At 70.7% G+C, this 24,669-nt stretch carries 19 protein-coding genes; 8 read left to right on the top strand and 11 right to left on the bottom strand.

Annotated elements, in window-relative coordinates; translation table 11 throughout:
- The first annotated feature begins 53 nt into the window (after positions 1-53).
- Complete coding sequence (locus HNR73_RS37995) at positions 54-536, top strand: Lrp/AsnC family transcriptional regulator (protein ID WP_184792932.1); 483 nt, start codon at positions 54-56, stop codon at positions 534-536.
- A 7-nt stretch (positions 537-543) separates the two neighbouring features.
- On the opposite strand, the gene HNR73_RS37990 is transcribed toward HNR73_RS37995, so the two are convergent.
- Entirely contained in the window at positions 544-1,521 is a 978-nt protein-coding gene (locus HNR73_RS37990; RefSeq protein ID WP_239122341.1) for a zinc-binding dehydrogenase, read from the bottom strand.
- Between the two features lie 70 nt (positions 1,522-1,591).
- Between HNR73_RS37990 and HNR73_RS41135 the strand changes: the two genes are divergently transcribed.
- Together HNR73_RS41135 and hisC are read left to right on the top strand one after the other, a co-directional pair.
- On the top strand, positions 1,592-2,476 hold the full coding sequence (locus HNR73_RS41135; RefSeq protein WP_184792931.1) for an RDD family protein: 885 nt from the start codon (positions 1,592-1,594) through the stop codon (positions 2,474-2,476).
- A complete protein-coding gene (gene hisC, locus HNR73_RS37980) occupies positions 2,451-3,530 on the top strand; it encodes a histidinol-phosphate transaminase (RefSeq protein WP_184792930.1) in 1,080 nt (359 codons plus the stop codon). Before HNR73_RS41135 ends, hisC begins: the two co-directional genes overlap by 26 nt.
- A gap of 219 nt (positions 3,531-3,749) precedes the next feature.
- On the opposite strand, the gene HNR73_RS37975 is transcribed toward hisC, so the two are convergent.
- Positions 3,750-4,622, bottom strand: coding sequence for an iron-sulfur binding domain-containing protein (locus tag HNR73_RS37975; RefSeq protein ID WP_184792929.1), 873 nt, complete (start codon positions 4,620-4,622; stop codon positions 3,750-3,752).
- Between the two features lie 65 nt (positions 4,623-4,687).
- On the opposite strand from HNR73_RS37975, the gene HNR73_RS37970 reads away from it, so the two are divergent.
- Positions 4,688-5,365: a flagellar basal body-associated FliL family protein gene (locus tag HNR73_RS37970; RefSeq protein ID WP_184792928.1), complete on the top strand. Its 678-nt coding sequence runs from the start codon at positions 4,688-4,690 to the stop codon at positions 5,363-5,365.
- Positions 5,366-5,840: 475 nt separating this feature from the next.
- Here the strand turns inward: HNR73_RS37970 and HNR73_RS37965 are convergent, their stop codons facing one another.
- Positions 5,841-6,191, bottom strand: a complete 351-nt coding sequence (locus tag HNR73_RS37965; RefSeq protein ID WP_184792927.1) for a cupin domain-containing protein — start codon at positions 6,189-6,191, stop codon at positions 5,841-5,843.
- Positions 6,192-6,282: 91 nt separating this feature from the next.
- On the opposite strand from HNR73_RS37965, the gene HNR73_RS37960 reads away from it, so the two are divergent.
- Entirely contained in the window at positions 6,283-9,456 is a 3,174-nt protein-coding gene (locus tag HNR73_RS37960; protein ID WP_184792926.1) for a tetratricopeptide repeat protein, read from the top strand.
- Positions 9,457-9,511: 55 nt separating this feature from the next.
- Here the strand turns inward: HNR73_RS37960 and HNR73_RS37955 are convergent, their stop codons facing one another.
- The 4 genes from HNR73_RS37955 to HNR73_RS37940 form a co-directional block, all read right to left on the bottom strand.
- Entirely contained in the window at positions 9,512-12,073 is a 2,562-nt protein-coding gene (locus HNR73_RS37955; RefSeq protein ID WP_184792925.1) for an ATP-dependent Clp protease ATP-binding subunit, read from the bottom strand.
- 2,625 nt (positions 12,074-14,698) lie between these two features.
- Positions 14,699-15,058, bottom strand: a complete 360-nt coding sequence (locus HNR73_RS37950) for a histone-like nucleoid-structuring protein Lsr2 (protein WP_184792924.1) — start codon at positions 15,056-15,058, stop codon at positions 14,699-14,701.
- A gap of 183 nt (positions 15,059-15,241) precedes the next feature.
- On the bottom strand, positions 15,242-16,696 hold the full coding sequence (gene lysS / locus HNR73_RS37945) for a lysine--tRNA ligase (RefSeq protein WP_184792946.1): 1,455 nt from the start codon (positions 16,694-16,696) through the stop codon (positions 15,242-15,244).
- A 154-nt stretch (positions 16,697-16,850) separates the two neighbouring features.
- Positions 16,851-17,597, bottom strand: a complete 747-nt coding sequence (locus HNR73_RS37940) for a class I SAM-dependent methyltransferase (protein WP_184792923.1) — start codon at positions 17,595-17,597, stop codon at positions 16,851-16,853.
- A gap of 297 nt (positions 17,598-17,894) precedes the next feature.
- On the opposite strand from HNR73_RS37940, the gene HNR73_RS37935 reads away from it, so the two are divergent.
- From HNR73_RS37935 to HNR73_RS37925, 3 genes are all read left to right on the top strand, one after another.
- Positions 17,895-18,062 (top strand): hypothetical protein, encoded by a 168-nt coding sequence (locus HNR73_RS37935; RefSeq protein ID WP_184792922.1) that lies wholly within the window; start codon positions 17,895-17,897, stop codon positions 18,060-18,062.
- 187 nt (positions 18,063-18,249) lie between these two features.
- Positions 18,250-18,567, top strand: a complete 318-nt coding sequence (locus HNR73_RS37930; protein ID WP_184792921.1) for a hypothetical protein — start codon at positions 18,250-18,252, stop codon at positions 18,565-18,567.
- 1 nt (position 18,568) lies between these two features.
- Positions 18,569-19,825 (top strand): hypothetical protein, encoded by a 1,257-nt coding sequence (locus HNR73_RS37925; protein WP_184792920.1) that lies wholly within the window; start codon positions 18,569-18,571, stop codon positions 19,823-19,825.
- Between the two features lie 47 nt (positions 19,826-19,872).
- On the opposite strand, the gene HNR73_RS37920 is transcribed toward HNR73_RS37925, so the two are convergent.
- The 4 genes from HNR73_RS37920 to HNR73_RS37905 are packed head-to-tail and all read right to left on the bottom strand — an operon-like array spanning position 19,873 to position 24,669.
- Positions 19,873-20,634: a type III pantothenate kinase gene (locus HNR73_RS37920; protein WP_184792919.1), complete on the bottom strand. Its 762-nt coding sequence runs from the start codon at positions 20,632-20,634 to the stop codon at positions 19,873-19,875.
- 14 nt (positions 20,635-20,648) lie between these two features.
- Entirely contained in the window at positions 20,649-21,545 is an 897-nt protein-coding gene (gene nadC / locus HNR73_RS37915; protein WP_184792918.1) for a carboxylating nicotinate-nucleotide diphosphorylase, read from the bottom strand.
- A complete protein-coding gene (locus HNR73_RS37910) occupies positions 21,542-23,206 on the bottom strand; it encodes an L-aspartate oxidase (protein WP_184792917.1) in 1,665 nt (554 codons plus the stop codon). The genes nadC and HNR73_RS37910 overlap by 4 nt, the downstream gene beginning before the upstream one ends.
- Positions 23,203-24,669 carry a S10 family peptidase gene (locus HNR73_RS37905; protein ID WP_184792916.1) on the bottom strand — a complete coding sequence of 489 codons (1,467 nt, stop codon included), beginning with the start codon at positions 24,667-24,669 and terminating at the stop codon, positions 23,203-23,205. The genes HNR73_RS37910 and HNR73_RS37905 overlap by 4 nt, the downstream gene beginning before the upstream one ends.

Genomic DNA, 24,669 nt, shown 5'->3' with positions numbered 1-24,669 from the left:
CCATGGTCATCTTGACCAGATGTGCAGGCGTACCGCCGAGTACGGTGGACAACATGACCAGTGTTTCGCCGATCGACTCACTCGACGCGCGGCTCATCCGGCTGCTCGCCGACGAGCCGCGCATCGGCATCCTGGAATGCGCCCGCCGCCTCCACGTCGCGCGCGGGACCGTCCAGGCACGGCTCGACAAACTGGCGGCCCGGGGAGTGATCCAGGGCTTCGGGCCCGACATCGACGCGGCCGCGCTCGGCTACCGCGTCACCGCGTTCGTGACCCTCGAAATCCGGCAGGCCGGCGGGCACGACCGGGTCGGGCGGCACCTCGCGGGGATCCCGGAGGTCCTGGAAGCACACACCGTGACCGGGGGCGGGGACATCGTGGCGCGGGTCGTCGCGCGCGACAACGCCGACCTGCAACGGGTGCTCGACCAGATCGTGGGATACGAGGGGGTGCTGCGGGCGTCGTCGGTGATCGCGCTGGCCGAGCAGGTGCGGTACCGGACGCTGCCCCTGGTGGAGGCGGCCGGTGGGGCGTGAGCCGCCCCTAGATCACCACCACCAGCTTGCCGAACACCCGGTTGTGCTCCATGTCGTCGTGCGCCCGTGGCACCTCGTCGAGCGCGTAAACCGTCGTCGGCCCGGCCGGAACCGTGCCCGCCGCGAGCTTGTCCAGGTACCCCTGCAACACCTCCGCCGGAAGGTCGGAGGCGTCACCGCCGTAGCCGGTCAGCCGCACCCCCGTCGGGATGTACCCGATCGGATAGAAGTCGCGCACGATCCACTCGTTCGACAACATCCCCGTGAAACACACCGTCCCGTGCACGCGCGTCGCGGCGAGCGTGTCCGGGAGCGTCGGCGTCCCGACGAGCTCGACGGCCGCGTCGACGCCGTCGGGGAAGACCTCGCGCACGGCGTCGGCGATCGTGCCCGAGTCGACGAGTGGGTGGTCGACGCCCTGCGCGGCGAGCGCGTCGAGGCGTCCGGGGCTGCGCGTGGTCGCGAGGACCGTCGCACCCATGTCCTTGGCCAGGGCGGTCAGGGCCATCCCGAGCGCGGAGGTGCCGCCGCGGATCAGCAGGCTCTGCCCGGCCCTGAGATCGAGGCCGGTGGTCAGGCTCCCGTAAGCGGTCTGCAACGTCTCGGGGACCGCGCCCAGGGTCTCCCACGGCAGCTTCGACGCGAACGGGATCAGCTGCGCGCGCGGCACGACCGTGTACTCGGCGTACCCGCCGTCGAAGGTGCGGCCCATCCCGCCCATCATCGCCGCGACCTGCTGTCCGGGCGCGAGGATCCCGTCGGGGTCGAGGTCGACGGTCCCCGCGCACTCGATCCCGGGCACGCGCGGGAAGGTCACGCCCTCGGCGAGCCCGAGTCGCGTGTGCAACTCGGAACGGTTGAGGCCGAACGCGCCGACCTTCACACGCACCCAGCCGGGCTCGGGAACGGGCACGGGCAGGTCGACGAGTTCGAGGTTCCCGGGCGGCCCCGGTTCACGCAGGCGAACGGCGCGCATGGTCGTCATACGCCGATCTTGACACCGCCGTGACGAGCGCGAGCGTCCCCCCTCGATCTCCCCTGACACAATTGCGCGGGTGAGCAGCATCGAGCCCGGCTGGTACCGGGACCCGGCCGAACCCGACACGCAGCGCTACTGGGACGGCGAGCAGTGGCTCGGCAAGCCCCTCGCCGCCGACGCCGAACCCCCCGACGGCCCCCCGGAACCCGAACCCGAGCCGCCCCTGTCGTTCCCCGCGCAGCCCGGCGCCCAAGGCCTCCCCGGCCGCGCCGACCCGACCTGGGCGCCCCCTCCCGCGGGCGTCACCCCCATCGACCGGCGTCCCCCGCAGGACATGCCCGGCAAGTCCGGCCCCGTACTCCCGCCGGGTTTCCCCGAACCGTCCGGCGACATGCAGAAACACACCCTCGCCAGCGCCGGCCAGCGCCTGTCGGCCCGCCTCATCGACACCGTCGCGGTCCTGCTGCTCAACGTCGTCGTCAACGGGTACTTCATCTACCAGTTCTTCCAGGAGGTCACGCCCGCCGTCGAGGCGGCGATGCGCCAGGGCACCCAGCTCAACCCGCTGACCCTGTCCGAGCGCGCCAACAACCTCCAGCTGACCATCATGTTCATCGGCCTCCTCCTCTGGTTCGTCTACGAGGTCCCCATGACCGCCTACACCGGGCAGACACTGGGGAAGAAGATGGTCGGGATCAAGGTCGTGCCCCTCTACGGTCAGCCCCTGCGGCTGGGCTGGATGGGGCTGCGGTGGTCGTTCATGGCCCTGCCCTTCCTGTTCCTGGCCTGCGGGATCTTCCTGCTCCTGGCGGACGCGCTGTGGTGCCTGCGCGACCGCCCGTATCGTCAGTGCCTGCACGACAAGTCCCCCGGCACCACGGTGGTGCTCGCCCCTGCCGCCGCCGACCCCGCACAGAAGGTGAAAGGAGACACCGATGTCTCGTCGACTGACGCGCGCTGACCTCGACGCCCTCCCCAGTTACGTCCCCGGCCGCAACCCCGCCGACCTCGCCCGCGAGCTCGGACTCGCCGAGGCGATCAAGCTCGCCAGCAACGAGGTCCCCTACGGCCCGCTGCCCGGTGTCCCCGAGGCCATCGCCGACGCCGCGACGAACGTCCACCGCTACCCCGACATGGGCGTCCTCGCGCTGCGCGAGGCGCTCGCCGCGCGGTTGTCGGTCGGGATCGAGCGGATCGCGACGGGCTGCGGGTCGGTCGCGCTGTGCGAGCACCTGCTGAAGGCGGCGACGGTTCCCGGCGACGAGGTCGTGTTCTCGTGGCGGAGCTTCGAGGCCTACCCGATCATCGCGGCGACGGCCGGTGTGAAGGCCGTGACGGTGCCCAACGACGCCGGGCACGGGCACGACCTGGAGGCGATGGCGGCGGCGGTGACCGACAAGACCCGCGTCGTGATCGTCTGCAACCCGAACAACCCGACGGGCACGAGCGTCCGCCGTGCCGAGCTGGAGCGTTTCCTCGACCGGGTCGGCACCGACGTGCTGGTCCTGCTCGACGAGGCCTACCGCGAGTTCGTCACCGACGCCGAGGTGCCCGACGGGCTCGTCGAGTTCGGTGACCGGCCCAACGTGGTGGTCGTGCGGACCTTCTCGAAGGCGTGGGGACTGGCCGGGCTGCGCGCGGGTTACCTGGTCGCGCACCCCGACGTGGCCGACGCCGTCCGCAAGGTCGTCACGCCCTTCTCGACGAACGCCGTCGTGCAGGCCGCCGCGCTTGCCGCGCTGAAGGCGCAGGACGAGATGGAGCGGCGGGCCGCGCAGGTCATCGCCGAGCGGACGCGGCTGACCGAGGAGGTGCGCAAGCTGTTCCCCGGCGTGCCCGACAGCCAGTCGAACTTCGTGTGGCTGCCGCTTGGCGAGAGGGCCCTGGCGTTCGGGAAGCACTGCGAGTCGCGCGGAGTGATCGTGCGCCCGTTCCCGGGCGACGGCGTGCGCGTGACCGTGGGGACGCCCGAGGAGAACGACACGTTCTTGAAGGTCGCCGCCGAGGCGGTGTAGGACCGTTCGGGTCAGGACGGTTTTCGGACGGCCCGCCGCCTTCGGGTGGCGGGCCGCTCTCGTGTGCGGGGGCGGCGCTCAGGGCAGCCGGAACCCGCCCGCGGTCTCGACGACGAAGCCGGTCGGCGCGGTCACGCCCGCTCCGGCACGCGACCGAGTGTTTCAGGACCCGGGGGCCCGCCCACCTGTTCCCGGCGCCGGCTCGCGGGTTCCCGGCGCTCAGGGCAGCCGGAACCCGCCCGCGCCTTCCACGACGAGCCCGTCGGCGACCAGCCCGGTCAGCGCGCGTTCCCGCCTGTCCGGCTCGTGCCACACGGTGTCCAGGGCGACGCGCGCGACGGGGTCGTCGGCTTCGCGGAGGACGGCCATGATCAGACCGCGGACGTGGCGGTCGGTGCCGGTGTACTTCTGCGGTTTGCGGCTGGGGCCTTCGGGCAGCGCCTCCCCCTTGGCGTGCCAGGCGCAGTCGTCGGCGAGCGGGCATCGCGCGCAGACCGGCGCGCGGGCGGTGCAGATCAGGGCGCCGAGTTCCATCAGCGCCGCCGAGGCGACGGCGGCGGCCTCGGCGTCGTCGGGCAGGAGGGTTTCGGTGGCGCGGAGGTCGGCGGCGGTCGTCGCCATGCCGGCGTCGGGGTTTCCCGCGACGGCGCGGGCGACGACACGCCGGACGTTGGTGTCGACGACGGGGTGGCGCTGCCGGTGGGCGAAGGCGGCGACCGCGCGGGCGGTGTAGGTGCCGATGCCGGGCAGAGCTTCGAGGGCGGCGATGGTGTCGGGGACGACGTTGTCGTGGTCGCCGGCGACCGCGACGGCGGCGGCGTGGAGGCGCAGCGCGCGGCGGGGGTAGCCGAGGCGGCCCCAGGCGCGGATGGCCTCGCCGGTGGGTTCGGCGGCGAGGTCGGCGGGCGTCGGCCAGCGTTCCATCCACTCGCGCCAGACCGGTTCGACACGGCGGACGGGGGTCTGCTGGGACATGACCTCGCTGACCAGGACACCCCAGGCGGTGGTGCCGGGTTCGCGCCAGGGGAGGTCGCGGGCGTTGGCGGCGAACCAGTCGGAGACCAGGCGCGCGATCGGTGCGGATTGGCTCATCGGGGTCGATGGTCGCACAGCGTGTCGTGATCTTTTTCGGGGCGGATGGGTCTACCGTCGCGCCGATGAGGACGATCGTGGGACGTGAATCTCCGCGGACGTACTGGCGGCGGCGGGCCATCGTGCTCGGTGCCGGGGTGGTGCTGCTCGCGGCGGGGTTGTGGGCTTGCGGCGGGTCGGGGGACGACCCGGCGGAGCCGGTGGCGGCCGAACCGTCGGCGCAGGCACCGGCGAGTGCGGAGCCGTCGAACACCTTTAAGCGGCCGTTCGTGGGGGACGCGCCTCCGTCGGCGTCGTCGGACGTGTCGGCCGCGCCCTCGGGTTCGGCCGCGCCGCCTGCGGGGACCGTGCAGGGCGGGCCGTGCGCGGACGTGGACCTGCGGCTGGAGCCGAAACCGGCGACGGCGGTGATGCCGAAGGGCGGGTACCTGACGATCGAGTTCCGGGCGACGAACGCGGCGGCGGTGTCGTGCGTTCGGGACGTCGGGTCGAAGGCGCAGGAGGTCCAGGTGAAGGCGGGCGGGGAGCGGTTGTGGTCGTCGGACGACTGCGCGGGCTCGGGCGAGTCGTCGAAGCGGACGTTGCAGCCGGGTGAGGTGGTGACGTCGCGGATGACCTGGGACGGGAAGACGTCGACGCCGGGGTGCAAGAAGAGCCCGAGGGTGGTGCCGTCGGGGAAGTACCAGGTGATGGCGCGGCTGGGGAGCGCGTGGAGCAAGCCCGTCGAGTTCACCATTGATTGAGATCTATTCGGGTTTCCCGTGGTAATTTTGGCTACGGAGAGTTAGTTAGAAGTTGCTCGATGTCTAACCGGCTCCCCGACCGGGGTCGTCTCGGCCCCGGCCACCACGGCCATTGGCCGCCATAGAAGGGCCGGCACGGGCCACCGACTCGTCCGCCGACGTGACCGTCGGCGTGGTGACGTGCCGCCGACGCACACCGCAACACGTTCGCCTCGTACCGCGCGAACGCCCCTAGGCGGTGTGGAGACCGACGCCGAGGGGACGCGACTTCCCACGGCGACCGGCGGGCGGGATGAGGCCGGGCGTCGGCGCGACAGCGCCGGACGCGAGCGTTTCGGGCGCGCAGCGCCGGAACGCGGCCGCAGGGGCGGGCGTCGCAGAGGTTGCACGCACGCCGCCGAAAGCGGGGGGTGGGAGGAGCGGACCGGGGGCGCGTACCCGGTCCGTTTCCGTGCTCCGGGCCGGTGTCCCCCGGTCAGCGCTCCTCGGGTTCGAAGACGGTCGCGGGACCGCCTTCGAGAGCGATCGCGGTGAGGCCGGTGTCGGTTCCGGTCGTGTGGACCTCGCCGGGCGCCCAGTACGCGGCCTGACCGGCGGTGACCGGGACGCGCGCGCCGTCGGTGCCCGCGACCCAACCGGAACCCGACACGATGAGCAGCACCTGGTGCGAGGCGGCCGGGTGCGTCCCGATGACGCCGCCGGGCGCCACGGCCAGGCAGGTCGCGCGGGTCGTGTCGGTGAACTGCGCGACGCGGGTCGCGTGCAGGCCGACGCTGTCGTGGCCCGTCACCTCCCGCTCGTCGCGGTCGAACGTGAAGACCCGCACGGATGGCTCCCTTCGCCGGTGGTTCGGGCTCGAACGAGGGTACGCGACCTCCGCACCCGGCACCGGCACACTTGACGCGGGGGTGACGCCGATGCCCGACAACTGGCTCCAGCGCTTCGCCGCGCGCGTCGTCGAGGTCAAGGCCGTGCGCGACGGCGGCAAACGCACCTCGGCGGGCTACCTCGCCGCCGACGGGCTGGTCCTCACCGCCGGTCACGGTTTACCGTTCGGCGACCGCTACTCCGTCCGCCCCGCCGGAGGCGGGTCCTGGTCGCCCGCCGAAGCGGCGTGGCGTGGCGGCGGCGACCTCGACGCCGCCCTCCTCCGCGTCGCCCCCGGCGTCCTCGAACCGCCCATGACGGGCGTGCGCTGGGGCCGCGTCGAAGGCCGCGACCCCGTCGCGGGACGCGCCCTCGGCTTCCCCCGCGCCTCCGCCGACGGCGCCGTCCACGACACCGAACAGGTCGCCGTCGCGATCCACCCCGACGCCTCGGCGCGCTCCGGGTGGATGAAACTCGACGTCCGCGGCCCCTCCCCCGCCCAGGCCGAAGGCTGGCAGGGCCTGTCGGGAGCCGCGATCCTCGACAACCACGACCGGCTCATCGGCCTGGTCGCCCGCGCACCCGCCGCCTGGGGCACCGACCGCCTGCACGCCGTATCGGTCGCCGCGCTGCTCACCGACCCCGAGTTCGCCACGCTCGTCGGCGTCTCCCCCGAGCACGTCGAGACCATCGGCGACGAGTGCGAACTCGTCACGCCGGTCCCGCGCGGCCCCATCGAACCCGACGAGGACGACCCGGTGTCGTGGCCGCTGAAGGCCGCGCACCAGCTCGTCGGCTTCGTCGAGGAAGGCCACGCCGAAGCCCTCACCGACCTGACCGACTGGTGCCTGAGCCCGCGGCCGCACGCCGTACGCCTGGTGACCGGACCCGCCGGGGCGGGGAAGACCAGGCTGGTGCTGGAGCTGTGCCGCCGGCTGCGCTTCGAACACGACGCCTGGTGGCACGCGGGGACCACGACCGACGACGAAACCGGGCCATGGGAACGCTTCGACCCGCGCAGGGACACGCTCCTGGTCTTCGACTACGCCGACGACCCGAAGTGGACGGAGGCGTTCCGCGCGCTGTTCACGCGGGTGCGCGCGCTGAGCCGGGGACGGCGGCTGGCCGCGCGCGTCCGCATCCTGCTGGTCGCCCGGCATCGCGGGGAATGGCTCGACCGCCTCGACCGCGACGTCGAAGGCGCCCTCGAAGCCGCGCTGGACAAGGAGGCCGAGCTCGCGCTCGACCGCATCACCTTCACCGGCGAGGTCCGGCGAGCGCACCTCGCGAAGGCCTTCGACGCCTTCGCGTCCCGGCCCGCCCTCACCGACGGCGCCGACCCCCTGCGGCCCGACGTCGACGACGACCAGTACGACCGGCCGCTGCTCGTCCACATCGCCGCACTGCTCGGCGCCAAGGGCATCGGCGTGCCCGCGCCGGGCAGCGCCCGCATCCGCGAACGGCTGCTGCGCCAGATCCTCGACCGCGAACGCAAACGCTGGTCGGCGCTGCCCGCCGCCCACGACGCCCACCGGCAGCAGGCCGTGTGCGTCACGACACTGACGGCGCCGACGGTCGTCGAGGCACGCGAGCTGCTGCGCTCGGTGCCGGTGTGGCGAGAGCGGGCCGAGGACGCGCGAGACGACGCCGCCAGGCGGCTGCACGAGCTGTATCCGGGCGTGGAACGGCGCCGGATCGCGCCGATCGAACCGGACCTCATCGCGGAATACCTGGTCGCGACGACCGACGAGCTGCCGGATATCCTCACGGGCCTGCAAAGCAGCGACGACCCCGTCCACCACGCACGGACGCTGCGGCTGATGACGCTGGCGGCGGACAACCATCCGGAGATCGGGGATCTCTACCGCGAGCGGCTGGCCACGGGCCTGGGGCGGCTGCTGGAGCTGGAGGGAGAGGCGCCGCGGGAGTTGCCCCAGCTGCTGGCGGAGTGTTTGCCGCAGCTCGTCAACGCGGCGGCCGAGCGCTCCGGCGCCGACGACCACACCGCGACCAACCAGCTCACGGCGGCCCTGAACAGCTGCCCGCCCAGCGACGAACTCGGCGAGACGGCCACGGCGCTGACCGAATGGAACATGGGCCAGTACCTGCCGTTCACGGCCCTCGACACCGCCCTCCACCGGCACAGCCTGAGCTGGCTGGAAGGCGACTCATCGAACCTCCCCCTGATGGCGTGGACGAGCAGCGGCCTCGCCACACTGCTCGGCGTCGCCGGGCGGGACGGCGAGGCGCTCGGCCACATCCAGCGTGCCGTCGAGATCCAGGAGAACCTGGGCCCCGGCGCCGAGCTCGCCCGCTACCTCGGGGAACTCGCCTACGCGCTCAACCGCCTGGGGCGCGACGACGAAGGCGTGCAGGCCTCCACCCGGTCGACGGAGATCCACCGCGGACTCGCGCGGGCCGAACCGGGCGATCACGACGTCAACCTCGCCATGTCGCTGAACGTTCTCGGCATCGGCCTGCACTCGCTCGGCCGGCGCGAAGAGGGCCTGACCGCGATGCGGGAGTCACTGGACATCCTCACCCGGCTGTCCGGTGCGGGGCCGGCGGGTTCCACGGCCGAACTCGCGGCCACACTGACCAACCTGGCGGTGCTGCTCGGCGGGCCGGAGGGCGTCGAGGCCCTCTACCAGGCCCTCGACATCTACGAAGAACTCCTCGAAGAGGCACCGGACGAGATCCTGTCGAAGATCGCCTCGACCGTGATCATCCTCGCCGACTGCCTCGCGGAGACCGACTCCGCGAAGACACTCTGGCTGAACGCGAAAGCCGTCAAGGTCTACGAGCATCTCAGCGAAGCCTCCCCCGAGGTCTTCGCACCCCACCTCGCCACCTCGCTGACCACGCTCGCGGAGCGGCTGCTGGTCGCCGAGCGTTTCGATGAAGGCCAGGCGTCCGCCCGGCGCGGCGCCGAGATCTACAAGCCGCTGTTCGAGGCCGAAGACGGCGAGCGGTTCGCCGGGCCCTACACCCGCGTCCTGACCACCCTCGCCAAGGCGCACTACTTCCTTGCGGAGTGGACCGAGACCGTCGACCCGGTGGTCACCGTGCTGCAAGTCGCCGACGGAGTGGCGTCGGACTTCACCGACGAGTGCTTCGGCGTCCTGTTCAACGCCCACACCGCCGACCCCGCCGCCGTCGAAGCCGAATACACGAACCTCCTCGGCCGGCCCTGGCCGGCCGAATACCCCTCCCCTGACGCATGAAAACGCCGCCGCCCCTCCCGGGACGGCGGCGCCTTGCGTCTGGCTCAGGCGAGGACTACTTCTCCTCGCCGCCGTTCGTCTTCGACTTCGTCGTCGGCTCGGCCGTCAGGTCGGCCGGAGGCGCGTCGGGCACCTCCACGAGGGCCGGCTTGTCGGCTCCGCGGAAGACCAGGCGGGCGTTCTCGACGTCCGTCGGCTCGCCCTCCACGTCCACGACGATGATCTGACCGGGACGGATCTCGTTGAACAGGATCTTCTCCGAGAGCGTGTCCTCGATCTCGCGCTGGATCGTGCGACGCAGCGGCCGCGCGCCCAGCACCGGGTCGTACCCCTTCGTGCCCAGGTACAGGCGGGCGCCGGGGGTCGTCTCCAGGGTCATGTCCTTGTTCTTGAGCTGGTCCTCGATGCGGTGCAGCATCAGGTCCACGATCGAGACGATCTCGCTCTCCGAGAGCTTCGGGAAGACGATGGTGTCGTCGATGCGGTTGAGGAACTCAGGCCGGAAGTGCTGCTTGAGCTCGTCGTTGACCTTCTGCTTCATCCGCTCGTAGCTCGCCTCGCCACCGTCGTCGTCGTTCTGGAAGCCCATCGAGACGGCCTTCGCGACGTCACGCGTACCGAGGTTCGTGGTCAGGATGATGACGGTGTTCTTGAAGTCCACGATGCGGCCCTGACCGTCGGTCAGGCGGCCGTCCTCCAGGATCTGGAGGAGCGTGTTGAACACGTCGGCGTGGGCCTTCTCGATCTCGTCGAACAAGACCACCGAGAACGGCTTGCGGCGGACCTTCTCGGTCAGCTGGCCGCCCTCGTCGTAACCGACGTACCCGGGAGGCGCACCGACGAGACGGGACACCGTGTAACGGTCGTGGAACTCCGACATGTCGAGCTGGATCAGCGCGTCCTCGGAACCGAACAGGAACTCGGCGAGCGCCTTGCTCAGCTCGGACTTACCGACACCGGACGGGCCGGCGAAGATGAACGAGCCCGACGGGCGCTTCGGGTCCTTCAGACCCGCACGCGTCCGGCGGATCGCCTGCGACACGGCCTTGACCGCGTCGACCTGGCCGATGATCCGCTTGTGCAGCTCGTCCTCCATGTGCAGCAGACGCGAGGTCTCTTCCTCGGTCAGCTTGTACACGGGGATGCCGGTCCAGTTCGCCAGTACTTCGGCGATCATCTCGTCGTCGACCTCACTGACGACGTCCAGGTCGCCCGCCTTCCACTCTTTCTCGCGGCGGTCGCGCTGGTCGATGAGCTGCTTCTCCTTGTCGCGCAGCTGCGCGGCCCGCTCGAAGTCCTGCGCGTCGATCGCGCTCTCCTTGTCGCGGCGCGCCTGGGCGATGCGGTCGTCGAAGTCGCGCAAGTCCGGCGGCGCGGTCATGCGGCGGATGCGCATGCGGGCGCCGGCCTCGTCGATCAGGTCGATCGCCTTGTCCGGGAGGTAGCGGTCGGAGATGTAGCGGTCGGCGAGGGTCGCGGCGGCGACGAGGGCGTCATCGGTGATGGACACGCGGTGGTGCGCCTCGTAGCGGTCGCGAAGGCCCTTGAGGATCTCGATGGTGTGAGCCAGGGTCGGTTCGTCGACCTGGATCGGCTGGAAACGGCGCTCAAGAGCGGCGTCCTTCTCCAGGTACTTGCGGTACTCGTCGAGAGTGGTCGCGCCGATCGTCTGGAGTTCGCCGCGGGCGAGCATCGGCTTGAGGATGCTGGCCGCGTCGATCGCGCCTTCGGCGGCACCCGCCCCGACGAGGGTGTGAATCTCGTCGATGAACAGGATGATGTCGCCGCGGGTGCGGATCTCCTTGAGGACCTTCTTGAGCCGCTCCTCGAAGTCACCGCGGTAGCGGGAACCGGCGACGAGCGCGCCCAGGTCGAGGGTGTAGAGGTGCTTGTCCTTGAGGGTTTCGGGCACCTCGCCCTTGACGATGGCCTGCGCCAAGCCCTCGACGGCGGCGGTCTTGCCGACGCCGGGCTCGCCGATGAGCACCGGGTTGTTCTTGGTGCGGCGCGACAGGACCTGCATGACGCGCTCGATCTCACGCTCGCGGCCGATGACCGGGTCGAGCTTGCCGTCCCGGGCGGCCTGCGTGAGGTTGCGGCCGAACTGGTCGAGGACCAAGGACGTCGACGGGGACTGCTCGCCCGTCGCCGTGCCGGTCGCCGCCTGCTCCTTGCCGCCCTGGTAGCCCGACAGCAGCTGAAGGACCTGCTGGCGGACACGGTTCAAGTCGGCGCCGAGTTTGATGAGCACCTGAGCGGCGACACCCTCGCCTTCGCGGATCAAGCCGAGAAGGATGTGCTCGGTGCCGATGTAGTTGTGGCCGAGCTGCAGCGCCTCGCGAAGCGACAGCTCAAGGACTTTCTTGGCGCGCGGGGTGAACGGGATGTGCCCGCTCGGAGCCTGCTGCCCCTGCCCAATGATCTCTTCCACCTGCTGGCGAACGCCCTCGAGCGAGATGCCGAGGCTCTCCAGAGCCTTGGCGGCGACGCCCTCACCCTCGTGGATGAGCCCGAGCAGGATGTGCTCGGTGCCGATGTAGTTGTGATTGAGCATCCGGGCCTCTTCTTGGGCCAGGACGACAACCCGCCGCGCTCGGTCGGTGAACCTCTCAAACATTCTCTCGTGCTCCTCACATACCTGCGACGGGGCTCCCGACGCCGGCCGGACCCTGCTTGCCGATGGCCCGGCGTCTTGCCGGTCCGGGTCAGTTAGTGCCAAGTGCCCGGGTCTTCACTCTATCGTCGGTCACGGACACTCCAAGTGCCCAACCTACGTGGCGACCGGTGTGTTCCGGGGGAGTGCGGTTGTACGCCGACAGCGAAACTGGGAAGGGGTGGGGGGTGGGGTGGGGGGGCTCGGGGTGGCCGACGGGTGAAGGTGTCGGTGGGGCGCGGTTCTGAGGTCGGGGTGCGGGGTGGGGGGGGCTCGCGGGGTGAGGATGGCTCGCTCGGGACGCGAGGTGGTGGTGACCTGCCGAGGGCACAGGGTGGCTGGGCTCGGATCGCCCGGTGGGGCGAGCGGGTGAGCGACACGGGGTGACGTGCGGCGGGTGGGGTGTGGGTGGGGCGCTCGGGACGCGGGGTGAAGCGGGGCTCGCCGGGTGGGGCGGGACTGCCGCACGGGCGGGCGGGTGACGGCTCGCGGGGTGAGGACTCGGGCGCACCGGCCGGGGTGAGCGCGTGGGAGCGGGCTCGCCGGTGGCTCGCTCGCTGCGTAGGGGTAGGGCGAGTTGGGCCCGCGCGAGCGGAGGGCAGCGTGAAGCGGCGGGGGCTCGAACGAATCGCGCACTCCCCCGCACGCCCCAAAGGGGCCCCAAAAATCACGATACGGGTGAGGTATGACAAAACTGACCCGCGTGAAACATGCGCATCTTTCAGCCGAGAGGGCGGGTGGACTCACGCAGAAGGCGGAGCAGCGGGGTGCCCGATCGCCCGGCTCACGGGTGACGGGTCACGGGTCACGGTCACAGTCACGGATGACGGATGACGGGTCACGGTCACGGCTCGGACAGGTGGGCGGCAGGCGAGCGGGCGGGCCGGAGTGTGCGCGTGCGGGCAGACCTGCGGGGTGAAGGCAGAGCCCGCGGTCGGGTGAAGCCTCACAGACGGCGGCCCGCTTGCCAGCGGGATGAACGGCGCGGGCGGGGTTCGGGGCCTCCGGCTCGCCGTGTGGGCCGGCCGGGGTGAGCCGGTGCGGGCAGGCCCGCCGGATGAAGGCCCGCAGTCGGGTGAAGCCTCACAAGCGGCATACCGCTTGCCAGCGAGGTGGAGGCGCAGGCGGGGTTCGGGCCTCCGGCTCGCCGTGGGAAACGGGCTCGCCAGGTGGGTAGGCCGGGGTGAGCGCGCGTGGGCAGACCTGCGGGGTGCGGGCAGACCTGCGGGATGCGGGCAGACCTGCGGGATGCGGGCAGGGCCCGCAAACGGGTAAAGGCTCTCGACCAGCGGCCCGCTTGCCGGCGGGTGACGGACGCGGGCGAGGTTCGGGACCTTGGGCTCACTGGGCGAAGTGGGCCGAGGTCAGCGCGTGAGGACAGACCCGCCGGATGAGGGTTCGCAGGCGGCCTGCGGCCCGCCAACGAAAGGACGGACACAGGCGGGATTCGAGGCTCAGGCTCGCCGGGCGAGTCGGGCGGGGGCGAGCGCGTGTAGACGAACCTGTCGAGCGGGCCGGGCGAAGTGGGGCTCGCGAAACAGTGCGCACCCGGACAGGGACGGCTCGCTGAGTGGGGCTCGCGGTGAGCCAGATGGGGTGATGGCTCGCTAGGAAGGGCGACCGTGCAAGCAGGGCCCTTGGGCAGAGCTCGCCGGGCGACCACTCGACGTGAGGCTCGCGGGAAGGACGGGCCGGGCGAGATGGCGCTCGTGGAGGTTTCGCCGGTGGTCCGACGTAGTGGGACTCACAGGCAGGATTCGCCGCGTGGGACGAGGGCTTGGGGCGGTGCGTGGCTCGCCCGGCCTGCGAAGTGCGGGATCGCCGGGCCGGGTGGTGAGGTGCGGGTGACGGCGGATGGACCGGAGCGACCTGGCGCCTTGCTCGTGTTCTCGGCGCTGACGAGCCGTGCGGACGGCCTCAGCCAGCGGCCCAGACCGGCAGACCGGCAGACCGGCGAACTGGCGGACGGAGGTCCAAGCCGCGGGGTACCGGGCAGCGTGGTCGTGGAAGGCGAGCGGGGTGGCTAATAGGGCGAGCGAAGGCGGGGACAGGTGGCGGAGAGCCGGGACGACGCGGGGCAAAGCGCGAGCGGGCGACGCAGGGCCAGCACGGAAAGCGAAGTGGCAGCGCCCCGGAACGAAAGCGAGTGGGGACAGAGCGGGCGGCGAGCAGGTACGGAGCCGACACCGGCCTGGTAGGCGGACCTCAACGCTCGACCATCAGCACGCACACCCCGCACGACGAGAAAAGGCGGCCTTTCAGCTTCGTCGCGAAACGCACCGCCCCCGCCTCAAACCCGCGTCCAAGCCCCTTTCGGGCCGAAGGCTCGTTTTGCGAGGTGCATTTCGCCCGCCGCGACCCCGTTTCTTTCGTTACCGCCGCCCGGGACTTGAGCCGCGTCACACATCCGCGTCACACATCCGCCCACATCTCCGCCACACATGCCGTGGGGTGTCGCGGGTGCGGCGGTGATCTCGGATGCGGATGTGTGGGGGTAAAGCACGACCCCACCGCGCCGTTCGGCGTGGTGGGGTCGTAATCGCTCCGCGGCCGTTCGGGCCGGTTCGATGTCGGCGAACGGCTGCTGCTTCAGTGCCCGGCCTGGGCGTGGTACTCGTCGATGATCTCCTGCGGAATGCGCCCGCGGTCGGAGACGGGCTTGCCTTTGCTCTTGGCCCAATCGCGAATGGCCTTGTTCTGCTCACGATCGGTAGTCGGGCGCACCGCGCGGCCTGGCACGCCGACCGGAGCCTTACCGCCAACCGAAGGGAACCGTCCAATGGGCCGACCGGCCGCGACGTAGTCGGCCAGCGCCTCCCGCAGGGTCTGCGCCTTGTCGGCCGCCAGGTCGATCTCATAGATCTTCCCGTCGAGACCGAACTTCACCGACTCGTCGGCCTTGCCGCCGTCGAGGTCATCGACGAGGATTACCTGAACTTTCTGCGCCACCTGGGTTCCCTTCGTGAATGCCCCGAAAGTTTATTCGTACGAGCATACGATAGCCCACGCTATACCCAAACAAAACCGCAAGCTCTCTATTAGCGCGTCGACCTGCGGTTCATGAGCCCCACTGACGATCATCGACTCGTCCGTTCGGCCCACTAGGCCGGCGAGAACGCCGCGACAACGCCGCTACTCCGGCCGCAGCATTGGGAACAGGATCGTTTCGCGGATTCCCAGACCGGTGAGCGTCATCAGCAGCCGGTCAATCCCCAAGCCGAACCCACCCAGCGGGGGCATCCCGTACTCCATTGCCCGCAGGAAATCCTCGTCGAGGCGCATCGCCTCGTCGTCGCCGCGCGCGGCCTGTCGTGCCTGCTGAACGAAGCGTTCCCGCTGCACGACGGGGTCGACGAGCTCCGAGTAACCGGTCCCCAGCTCGACGCCGAGGGCGTACAAGTCCCATTTCTCGGTCAGGCCGGGCTCGGTGCGGTGGTCGCGGACCAGAGGAGACGTCTCCACCGGGTAGTCGCGCACAAAGGTCGGCGCCCGAAGATTGTCGACGACGAGTTCCTCGAAAATCTCCTCGGCGAGCTGTCCGGCGCTCCACACGGGGTCGACGGCCAGTTCGATGCGGTCGGCGTACTTCTTGAGGGTTTCGTACGGCGTCCGTACCATGACCTCCTCACCCAGCGCTTCGGAAATGGCACCGAACAGCGTCACTTCGCGCCACTGTCCGCCCAGGTCGTACTCGGTTCCGTCGGCGTGGGTGACCACAGTGGATCCGTACACGTCGCGCGCCGAGCCCTGGACCAGATCACGAACGAGAGCCGCGACGGTGTCGTAGTTCCCGTACGCCTCATAGGCTTCGAGCATTGCGAACTCCGGCGCGTGACTAGAGTCACTGCCCTCGTTGCGAAAATTCCGATTGATCTCGAATACCTTGTCCAGTCCGCCGACCACGCAGCGTTTCAGGTACAACTCCGGTGCGATCCGCAAGAATAGATCCGTATCGAAAGCGTTACTGCGCGTCGCGAAGGGCCGGGCGCTGGCCCCGCCGTGAATCGGCTGGAGCATGGGGGTCTCGACCTCCATGAAACCCCGCTCATGGAACTGTTCGCGAAGAGATCGTACGACCGCCGAACGAGTTCGGACCGTGTTCTGCGCCGCCGGCCTCATGATGAGGTCGACATAGCGCTGACGGACGCGCATTTCCTCGCTCATGTCCTTGTGCGCGACGGGAAGAGGACGCAGTGCCTTCGACGTCATCTCCCACTCGTCGGCGAGCACCGAAAGCTCACCGCGGCGGCTGGAGATGACCTCGCCGGTGATGGCGACCTGATCACCGATGTCGACGAGGTGCTTCCACGCCGCGAGGCGTTCCTCGCCGACATTGGCCAGCGACAACATCGCCTGCAATTCGGTCCCTTCGCCTTCGCGAAGTGTCGCGAAACACAGTTTTCCGGTGTTTCGCATGAACATGACGCGGCCGGTGACGGAGACCTTGTCGCCGGAGGCGGTGTCGGTGGCCAGTTCGGCGTACTTCGCGCGGATCTCGGTGAGGGAGTGCGTGCGCTTGGCGCCCAGCGGGTACGGTTCGGCGCCCGAGGCGAGCAGTTCGGCGCGCTTGTCGCGCCTGATCCGCATCTGCTCGGGCAGATCCTCGATTCCGGGTACGGCTGGGCTGTCGCTCACGGCACGTCCTTTGGTGTGACTCGACCGTCGTCCGCTGCGCGCGGCGTGGTCGTGGGAAAGATGCGACCTCAGGATACGTGCCGCGCTTTCGTGGTCACGACGGCTTTTAGCCGGTGTGCCGCAGTCGGTACGCGACGGTGACGTACGGGAGGTCGAAGGTGTCGCGGCCGGCGAGGTCGGGGTGGGTGCGGACGAGGTGCCGGGCGCGTCGTTCCAGCTCCGCGCGGTGGGCGTCGTCGCCGGTCAGGTAGTAGGAGCGGGACTTCACGAGATCGACGAGGGCGTCTTCGGTGAAGGGGCGCGTGTAGTGGGTCTCGAAGCGTTCGGTGGGCTCGAAGTAGGGCGGGAAGTGGCTGTCGTCGAGTTGCCGGACGGTGGCCTCGGCCTTGGAGGTGCCGATGTACTCGGACATCTCGCGCACCCAGGGGACGGAACCGTCGCGGATGTTCCAGATGGGCACGAACACGCCGCCGGGGCGCAGGACGCGGGCGATCTCGGGGTGGGCGCGGTCGGGGTCGAACCAGTGGTAGGCCTGGCCGGCGGTGACGGCGTCGACGGAGGCGTCGGCCATGGGGATGTGCTCGGCGTCGCCGGTCTTGGCGTCGGCGACGCCGGGGCTTTTGGCGCGCAGGGCGGCGAGCATCTGCTCGTCGGGTTCGACGGCGATGACGTGGTGGCCCTCGTCGGCGAGGAGGCGGCTGAGGATGCCGGTGCCCGCGCCTAGGTCGACGACGGTGCGGGGTTTCCCGACCAGGGCCCAGGTGACGGCTTCGCGGGGATAGGTGGGGCGGATGGCGTCGTAGGCGTCGGCGGCCTGGCCGAAGGAGAGGGCGTACTGCTCGTCGGCGGTCATGGGTTCGATCTTGCCACCGGCGTGCGCATACCGCTCCGCACACGGGATCCGGGCGTGGATTGACCTCGCCGAAGAGCGCGGTGATCATGAGGGCTCCGCTCGGGGCCGCTCCCCCGGCCCCGGGCGGTAAGCGCACACGGGAGCGCATACGGGCCTTTCCGGGGATGAAACGGTTCCGCAGCTCGGCGCCCGGAACCCCACGGGAGTCCGGATCCGGGGTGTTGACCGGGGCCCCACACGCCGTGATCATCGGGGCGGGACCGGCACCGCCGGTCACGACGTGGAGGAGGATCCCTCATGAAGAAGATCGGTAAGCTCGCCGACCGCGTGCTCGGCCGTCTCGTGCCGAAGCAGGACGCCGCGGCCAAGTCCTGCTGGTGGGACAAGTGCCCCAGTGACCCGAACTTCGACGCCTGGTGCTGCGACAACAACGGTGGCGTCATCGAGTGCGCCTGCACGGGCTGACGGACTGACGATACGGCCGCCGCGCACCCCGCGCGGCGGCCGTTTTCGTGCCCGCGTCCACAGTCGACTGTCTAAAAGCGCCGCCTACGCTTCCGTAAGGGCTCGTCAGCGTCCTAGGGTGTGCCACATCGTGACGGGCCGCATCCCCCATCCCCTCTTTCGGCCCGTCGAATGAGGAGGACCCCATATGGAGATCGACGACCATCGCGTCAGGCGAGCCGGTCACCGCATCCGCCAGGTCGGCGACGACGCGCGCGGCTTCCTGGACCGCATGGCCCCCGCCCTCGACGGCGGCCTCGGCAACGTGCGCGGACTGGCGTCCGTGACGACGCTGCGGCAGGTCATCACCCGCTTGGCCGACACCGTCGGCACGTTCGCCGAGGAATCCCGGCATCTCGGCGGCAACGTGTCCACGGCGGCCGACAACCACCGCGACAACGAGAAGCACAGCGCCGGCGCCTTCACCGACCTGGTGGGCGCCACCCGGAAGATCGGGGGGCGGTGACATGGACTTCCCCAGCCTCCGCGACCTCGTCGTGGAACCCCTCGAAGGGGTCGCCCAGGCCGCCCGGAAGATGGCCACCGAGCTGGAACGGTTCTCCAGCGAGACCGACCGGGAGCGCGTCGCGCTGACCGGCGCGTGGAGCGGCGCCGACGCGTCGGCGGCGGGCACGTCGCTGAGCGGGAACGCCACCAGCTACAAGGGAGCGGGGGCGCAGTACAGCGCGATCGACGAGATCATCACCACCCTCGTGAGCCAGCTGACCTGGGCGAAGCGGGCGCTGGAGTCGGCGATCGACGTCGCCCCCCAGATCCCCGGTTCGGTCAACGGAACCGGCACGGTGTCGGTGAACTGGGCCGCGCTCGGCTCGAACCCGTCGGGTGCGGCGATCGCGGCCGCGAAGGCCCGGGCGCAGCAGGTGGCCGGCTACATCATGCAGGCCCTCCAGCACGCGAGCCAGGCCGACCAGCAGGCGCAGGCCCAGCTCGCGCGGATCACCGACGTGCCCGTCCCGACGGCCCGGCCCGACGTGAGCGAGGACGTCCCCGTCCCGGAGGAACGGCCCACGACCGGCCTCAACGAGGGCAAGCCCGCCGACGTCACGACGGAGAAACCCGCCGACGGCGCTTCGTCCGGGGGCGGCTCGGGCGGCCGGCCGAACGGATCAGGTTCGGGCAACGACAGCGGGACCGGCACGGGCTCCGGCTCCGGCGGCGGCCAGTCGCCGGGCGGCGGCGGTCAAGGCGGCGGCGAAGGCGACGGTCAGGGCGACGGCACCACACCGCCCCCGGTCGTCCAGCCCGGCGAGGACGGCAAGATCCCGCCCGTCGCCGGACTCACCGAGCAGCAGATGGAGAACGCCCGCACCATCATCGAGGTCGGCAAGCGCCTCGGCATCAGCGAGCAGGGCCAGGAGATCGCACTGGCCACGGCGATGCAGGAGAGCAACCTGCGCAACCTCGCGAACTCGACGATGCCGGACTCGCTGAACCTGCCCAACGAGGGCACCGGCAAGGACCACGACTCGGTCGGCCTGTTCCAGCAGCGGCCGAGCGCCGGGTGGGGCACGGTCGCCGAGTGCATGAACACCGAATACGCCGCCGAGGCCTTCTACCAGGGCCTGGAACGCGTCGACGGCTGGGAGAACATGGAGCTGACCGAGGCCGCCCAGTCGGTGCAGCGCTCGGCGTTCCCGGACGCGTACGCGAAGTGGGAGGACGAGGCCGAGGCGGTCCTGGACTCCTACCGCGCGAGCCGCTGACGACCAACGGGACGGTGGCGGCCGGCGCCGTCACCGTCCCGTGAGTCCTAGACGTTCTTCTCGTAGATCATGCGCAGGCCGATCAGGGTCAGCATCGGCTCGTAGTGCGTGACCGTCGCGCACTCCCCGATCACGACCGGCGCCAGTCCGCCCGTCGCGACCACGGCCGCGACCGACCCGCCCAGTTCGGCGATCATCCGCGTGACCAGGCCGTCGACCTGCCCGGCGAAGCCGTAGACGATCGCCGACTGAAGGCACTCGGTGGTGTTCTTGCCGATCACCGAGCGCGGCTTGACCGGCTCGACCTTGTGCAGCTGCGCCGCACGCTGTGCGAGGGCGTCGATCGAGATCTCGATCCCGGGCGCGAAGGCCCCGCCGAGGAACTCGCCCTTGCCGCTGATGACGTCGATGTTCGTCGAGGTGCCGAAGTCGACGATGATCGCCGGGCCGCCGAAGAGGGTGTACGCCGCGAGGGTGTTGGTCACCCGGTCGGCGCCGACCTCCTTCGGGTTGTCGATGGCCAGGTGCACGCCCGTCCTCGTGCCCGGGCCGACCACGACGTTCGGGACACCGCCGTAGTGGCGTTCGAGCATCCGGTGCAGTTCGCGCCCGGCCTGCGGGACGGTCGAGCACAGCGCGACGCCGGTGATCTGCACGTTGTCCCCGGCGAGGAGCCCGCGCAGGGTCAGCGCGAGCTCGTCGGCGGTCGCCCGCGGGTCGGTGCGGATCCGCCAGGAGTGCACGAGCTTGTCGCCGTCGAAGGTCGCCAGGACGGTGTTGGTGTTACCGACGTCGATGCACAGCAGCATCAGATGCTCCTAGTTCACTGCCTCAGGTCGAGGGCGATGTCCACGATGGGCGACGAGTGGGTCAGCGCCCCCACCGAAAGGTAGTCAACGCCGGTCTTGGCGTAGGCCACGGCGTTGGGGAGCGTGAGGTTTCCCGTCGCCTCCAGTTCGGCGCGGCCGCCGACGGCGACGACGACCTTCGTCAGCGTCTGCGTGTCCATGTTGTCGCACAGCAGGAAGTCGGCGCCCGCCTTGACGGCCTCCAGGGCCTCCCCGACGGTGGTGATCTCGACCTGGACGCGGATGTCCGGGAAGGCCTTGCGCACGCGCTGGTAGGCGGCGGTGATGCTCCCGGCGGCGAGCTTGTGGTTGTCCTTGATCATGGCCACGTCGTAGAGGCCCATGCGCTTGTTGTCGCCGCCGCCCGCGCGCACGGCGTACTTCTCCAGGATCCGCAGGCCCGGTGTGGTCTTGCGGGTGTCGAGGACGGTCGCCTTGAAGCCGTGCAGGATCTTCGCCCAGGCGCGGGTGTGCGTCGCGACGCCCGACATGCGGCACAGCAGGTTCAGGGCGCTGCGCTCCGCGGTGAGGATGGAGCGGGCGGGGCCGGTGACGGTGCCGAGGATCGTGCCGGGTTGAACCTCGGTGCCTTCGTCGACGGCGTAGACGAACTCCGCCGCGGTGTTGGACGCCGCCTCGAAGACCATCGCGGCGACGGGCAGTCCCGCCACGACGCCCGGTGCGCGGGCGACGATGTCGGCGGTCGCGACGGCCTTCTCGTCGATGGTGGCCACGGACGTGACGTCCGCGCCGTCGGGCCCGCCGAGGTCCTCGGCGAGGGTGTTGCGGACGATGCGGGTGACCTCCAGGAGGTCGAGGCCGACCGCTTCGAGGCGGTCGACGGTGTTCCTGGTATCGGTGGTCGAGCTCATCTGATGGCCTCCCAGGCTGTGGTGAGCTGGTCGTCCGGGCCGATCGACGCGAGCAGGTGGCCGCGCCAGGCGTCGACGGCGTCGGGGTGGTCCTCGCGCCAGTGGCAGCCGCGGGTCTCGGTGCGGCTGTGTGCCGCGGACACTAGCGCGCCGGCGACGGTGAGGAGGTTGGTGACCTCCCACGTCTCGGTCCGCGGTCGGCCACTGCGGGCCTTGCCGAGCGCACCGAGGGTCTCGGCGACCTGCGACAACCCATCGGCGTGGCGCAGTACCCCGGCACCGCGAGTCATCGCGCGCTGGAGTTCGGCGCGCGACGCGGTCGACGCCACCCACTGGGGGCAGTCGCGCGCGACGGGTTTCGGGTCGGACTGAGTCGGCAGGTCGCGGGCGATGTCGGCGGCGATGCGGCGGGCGAAGACGAGGCCCTCCAGCAGCGAGTTCGACGCGAGCCGGTTGGCGCCGTGCACGCCGGTGCAGGCGACCTCGCCGCAGGCGTAGAGGCCCGGGACGGAGGTGCGGCCGTGCAGGTCGGTGCGCACGCCGCCGGAGGCGTAGTGCGCGGCGGGCGCGACGGGGATGAGGTCGCCGACCGGGTCGATCTCGGCCGCGCGGCAGGCCGCCAGGATCGTCGGGAAACGCTCCTCCAGCATCGTCTTGCCGAGGTGGCGGGCGTCGAGCCACACGTTGTCGCTGCCCTCGGCGAGCATGACCCGGGTGATGCCCTTGGCGACGACGTCGCGGGGGGCGAGCTCGGCGAGTTCGTGGGCGCCGACCATGAACCGTGTCCCGTCGGCGTCGACGAGGTGCGCGCCCTCACCGCGCAGGGCCTCGCTGATCAGCGGCTGACGGTCGCGGACCCCGGCGAGATACAACGATGTCGGGTGGAACTGCACGAACTCCAGGTCGGTGACGACCGCGCCCGCGCGGAGCGCGACGGCCACGCCGTCGCCGGTGGACACCGAGGGGTTGGTGGTGGTCGCGAAGATCTGCCCGAGGCCGCCGGTGGCGAGGACGACGGCGCGGGCGAGGATCCCGCCGACACCGTCCTCCTGGCCTTCGCCGAGGACGTGGAGGCTGATGCCGCAGGCGCGCCCGTTGTCGTCGGTGAGGAGGTCGAGGACGAGGGCGTGCTCGATGAGGCGGATCCACGGGTCGCGGTGGACGGCGGCGTGCAGGGCGCGCTGCACCTCCGCGCCGGTGGCGTCGCCGCCGGCGTGGATGATGCGGTTGGCGCGGTGCCCGCCTTCGCGGGTGAGCTGGAGGGAGCCGTCGGGGTTGCGGTCGAACTCGGCGCCCGCGCGGATCAGCTCACGGACCTGCGCGGGACCCTCGGTGACCAGCACTTTCACGGCCTCGGGGTCGCAGAGGCCGACACCGGCGATCTCGGTGTCGACGGCGTGCGCCTCGGGCGTGTCGAGCGGGTCGAGGACGGCGGCGATGCCGCCCTGGGCCCAGCGGGTCGAGCCGTCGTCGATGTCGACCTTGGTGACGACGGTGACGTGCAGGCCCGCCTCACGCAGGTGCAGGGCGGTGGTGAGGCCGGCGATGCCCGAGCCGATGACGCACACGTCGGTGGTCTCGGTCCAGGACGGTTCGGCGGCCTTCAGGCGCCTGGGGACCCTGGGGAGACTCCCCAGTACCTCCGGCGCGAGGAGCGTCACCGCTCGCCTCTGACGAACGCGGCCAGGTCGGCCGACTGCCGCAGCCGCGATTCCTCGTGGACGTACATCATGTGACCGGCCTCGTAGTACTTGTAGTCGACGTTGGCGTACAGCTCGGGGCCGACGGCGAGGCGGTTGAGGGTGTACTCGGCGGCGAAGTGCGGGGTGGCCGCGTCGTGGTAACCGCAGGCGACCTGGACGCGCAGGTCCGGGTTGGTGCGCATGGCCGCGGCGAGTTTGTCGGCGACGGAGATGTTGCGGCCTTCGAACTCCTTGAAGGACCAGGGGTGCACCTGGCGGGAGAGGACCTCGTAGGACAGGTCGCTCTCGTAGTTGAGTTCGGCGCGCAGGTAGTGGTTCAGGGCGGCCGTGTAGGGCCCGATGATCGCCGACATGGACGGGTCGGCGGTCCAGTGCTCGCGGCCGTAGTCGGTGTCCTCGCCGGTGAAGCGGCCATCGAGGCGGCCGACGACCAGGCGCTTGCGGCGCAGCAGCTCCGAGGAGAAGCGGATGTGCTCCACGCGCAAGTCGACGCCGTCGACGTACTCCTCCGACAGGCCCGTCAGGCGGGCCACGGTCGCGACGGCCTCAGCGCGCTCCTCGGCGGTGAGGCGGTGGCCGCGCGCGAGCGCCCACGGGTAGTCCTTGGCGGCGTAGTCCTCGGCCTCGGCGACGACGTCGGCGAGGGGCCGGTCGCCGTGCAGGCCGTGGTAGTGCGCGATGGCCGCGTACGTCGGCAGGTACGTGACGTAGGGGACGTCGTTGTGGTCGGTGAAGTCCAGCGTGCCCAGGTCGATGGTCAACGAGATCATCATCAGGCCGTTGAGGTACATGCCGTGGCGGTTCTGGAGGTGCTCGGCGACCGCGGCGGCGCGCAGGGTCCCGTAGGACTCGCCGCACAGGAACTTCGGCGACAGCCAGCGGTTGTTGCGCGTCACCCACAGGCGGATGACCTCGCTGATGTACTCCACGTCCTTGAGGTAGCCGTGGTAGTCCTTGGCCTTCCCGCCCTCGGCGACCCGCGAGTACCCGGTCGACACCGGGTCGATAAAGACCAGGTCGGAGTCGCGCAGGAGCGTCTCGTGGTTGTCGTCGAGGCCGTAGGGGGGAGGCAGGAGGGCCCCGGCGTCGCCCATGACGACCTTGCGCGGCCCCAGCAGGCCCAGGTGCAACCACACGCTGCTCGACCCCGGACCGCCGTTGAACGCGAAGGTCACCGGGCGGTCGGCGCCGCCGCCGTCGACGACGTACGACGTGATCGACAGCTCGGCCTTCGCCTTGTGCCCGTCGAAGACGTCGTCGGTGTGCTGCTCTTCGCGCAGGACGATCCGCCCGGTGGTGGCGGTGTAGTGAAGGTCATCGTGCCCGGGAGACGTCAGGGTGTGCTGGGACGACACCAGGTCGTCGCTCGGCTCCGGCTTCTCGGCCTTGTCGGCCGCGGGGGTGTCGCCATTGCTTGCCAT

The organism is Phytomonospora endophytica, assembly GCF_014202425.1.
Classification (GTDB): Bacteria; Actinomycetota; Actinomycetes; order Mycobacteriales; family Micromonosporaceae; genus Phytomonospora; species Phytomonospora endophytica.
This window is presented reverse-complemented; position numbering and strand designations above follow the sequence as displayed.

What these genes read in the sequence shown, in the direction of transcription:
- HNR73_RS37920 (WP_184792919.1), bottom strand. Translation starts at nt 20,634, where the DNA reads ATGCTGCTGTGCATCGACGTCGGTAACACCAACACCGTCCTGGCGACC.
- HNR73_RS37905 (WP_184792916.1), bottom strand. Translation starts at nt 24,669, where the DNA reads ATGGCAAGCAATGGCGACACCCCCGCGGCCGACAAGGCCGAGAAGCCG.
- HNR73_RS37940 (WP_184792923.1), bottom strand. Translation starts at nt 17,597, where the DNA reads ATGACCGCCGACGAGCAGTACGCCCTCTCCTTCGGCCAGGCCGCCGAC.
- hisC (WP_184792930.1), top strand. Translation starts at nt 2,451, where the DNA reads ATGTCTCGTCGACTGACGCGCGCTGACCTCGACGCCCTCCCCAGTTAC.
- HNR73_RS37960 (WP_184792926.1), top strand. Translation starts at nt 6,283, where the DNA reads ATGCCCGACAACTGGCTCCAGCGCTTCGCCGCGCGCGTCGTCGAGGTC.
- HNR73_RS37990 (WP_239122341.1), bottom strand. Translation starts at nt 1,521, where the DNA reads ATGACGACCATGCGCGCCGTTCGCCTGCGTGAACCGGGGCCGCCCGGG.
- lysS (WP_184792946.1), bottom strand. Translation starts at nt 16,696, where the DNA reads ATGCGGATCAGGCGCGACAAGCGCGCCGAACTGCTCGCCTCGGGCGCC.
- HNR73_RS37975 (WP_184792929.1), bottom strand. Translation starts at nt 4,622, where the DNA reads ATGAGCCAATCCGCACCGATCGCGCGCCTGGTCTCCGACTGGTTCGCC.
- HNR73_RS37995 (WP_184792932.1), top strand. Translation starts at nt 54, where the DNA reads ATGACCAGTGTTTCGCCGATCGACTCACTCGACGCGCGGCTCATCCGG.
- HNR73_RS37970 (WP_184792928.1), top strand. Translation starts at nt 4,688, where the DNA reads ATGAGGACGATCGTGGGACGTGAATCTCCGCGGACGTACTGGCGGCGG.
- nadC (WP_184792918.1), bottom strand. Translation starts at nt 21,545, where the DNA reads ATGAGCTCGACCACCGATACCAGGAACACCGTCGACCGCCTCGAAGCG.
- HNR73_RS37935 (WP_184792922.1), top strand. Translation starts at nt 17,895, where the DNA reads ATGAAGAAGATCGGTAAGCTCGCCGACCGCGTGCTCGGCCGTCTCGTG.
- HNR73_RS37925 (WP_184792920.1), top strand. Translation starts at nt 18,569, where the DNA reads ATGGACTTCCCCAGCCTCCGCGACCTCGTCGTGGAACCCCTCGAAGGG.
- HNR73_RS37930 (WP_184792921.1), top strand. Translation starts at nt 18,250, where the DNA reads ATGGAGATCGACGACCATCGCGTCAGGCGAGCCGGTCACCGCATCCGC.
- HNR73_RS37955 (WP_184792925.1), bottom strand. Translation starts at nt 12,073, where the DNA reads ATGTTTGAGAGGTTCACCGACCGAGCGCGGCGGGTTGTCGTCCTGGCC.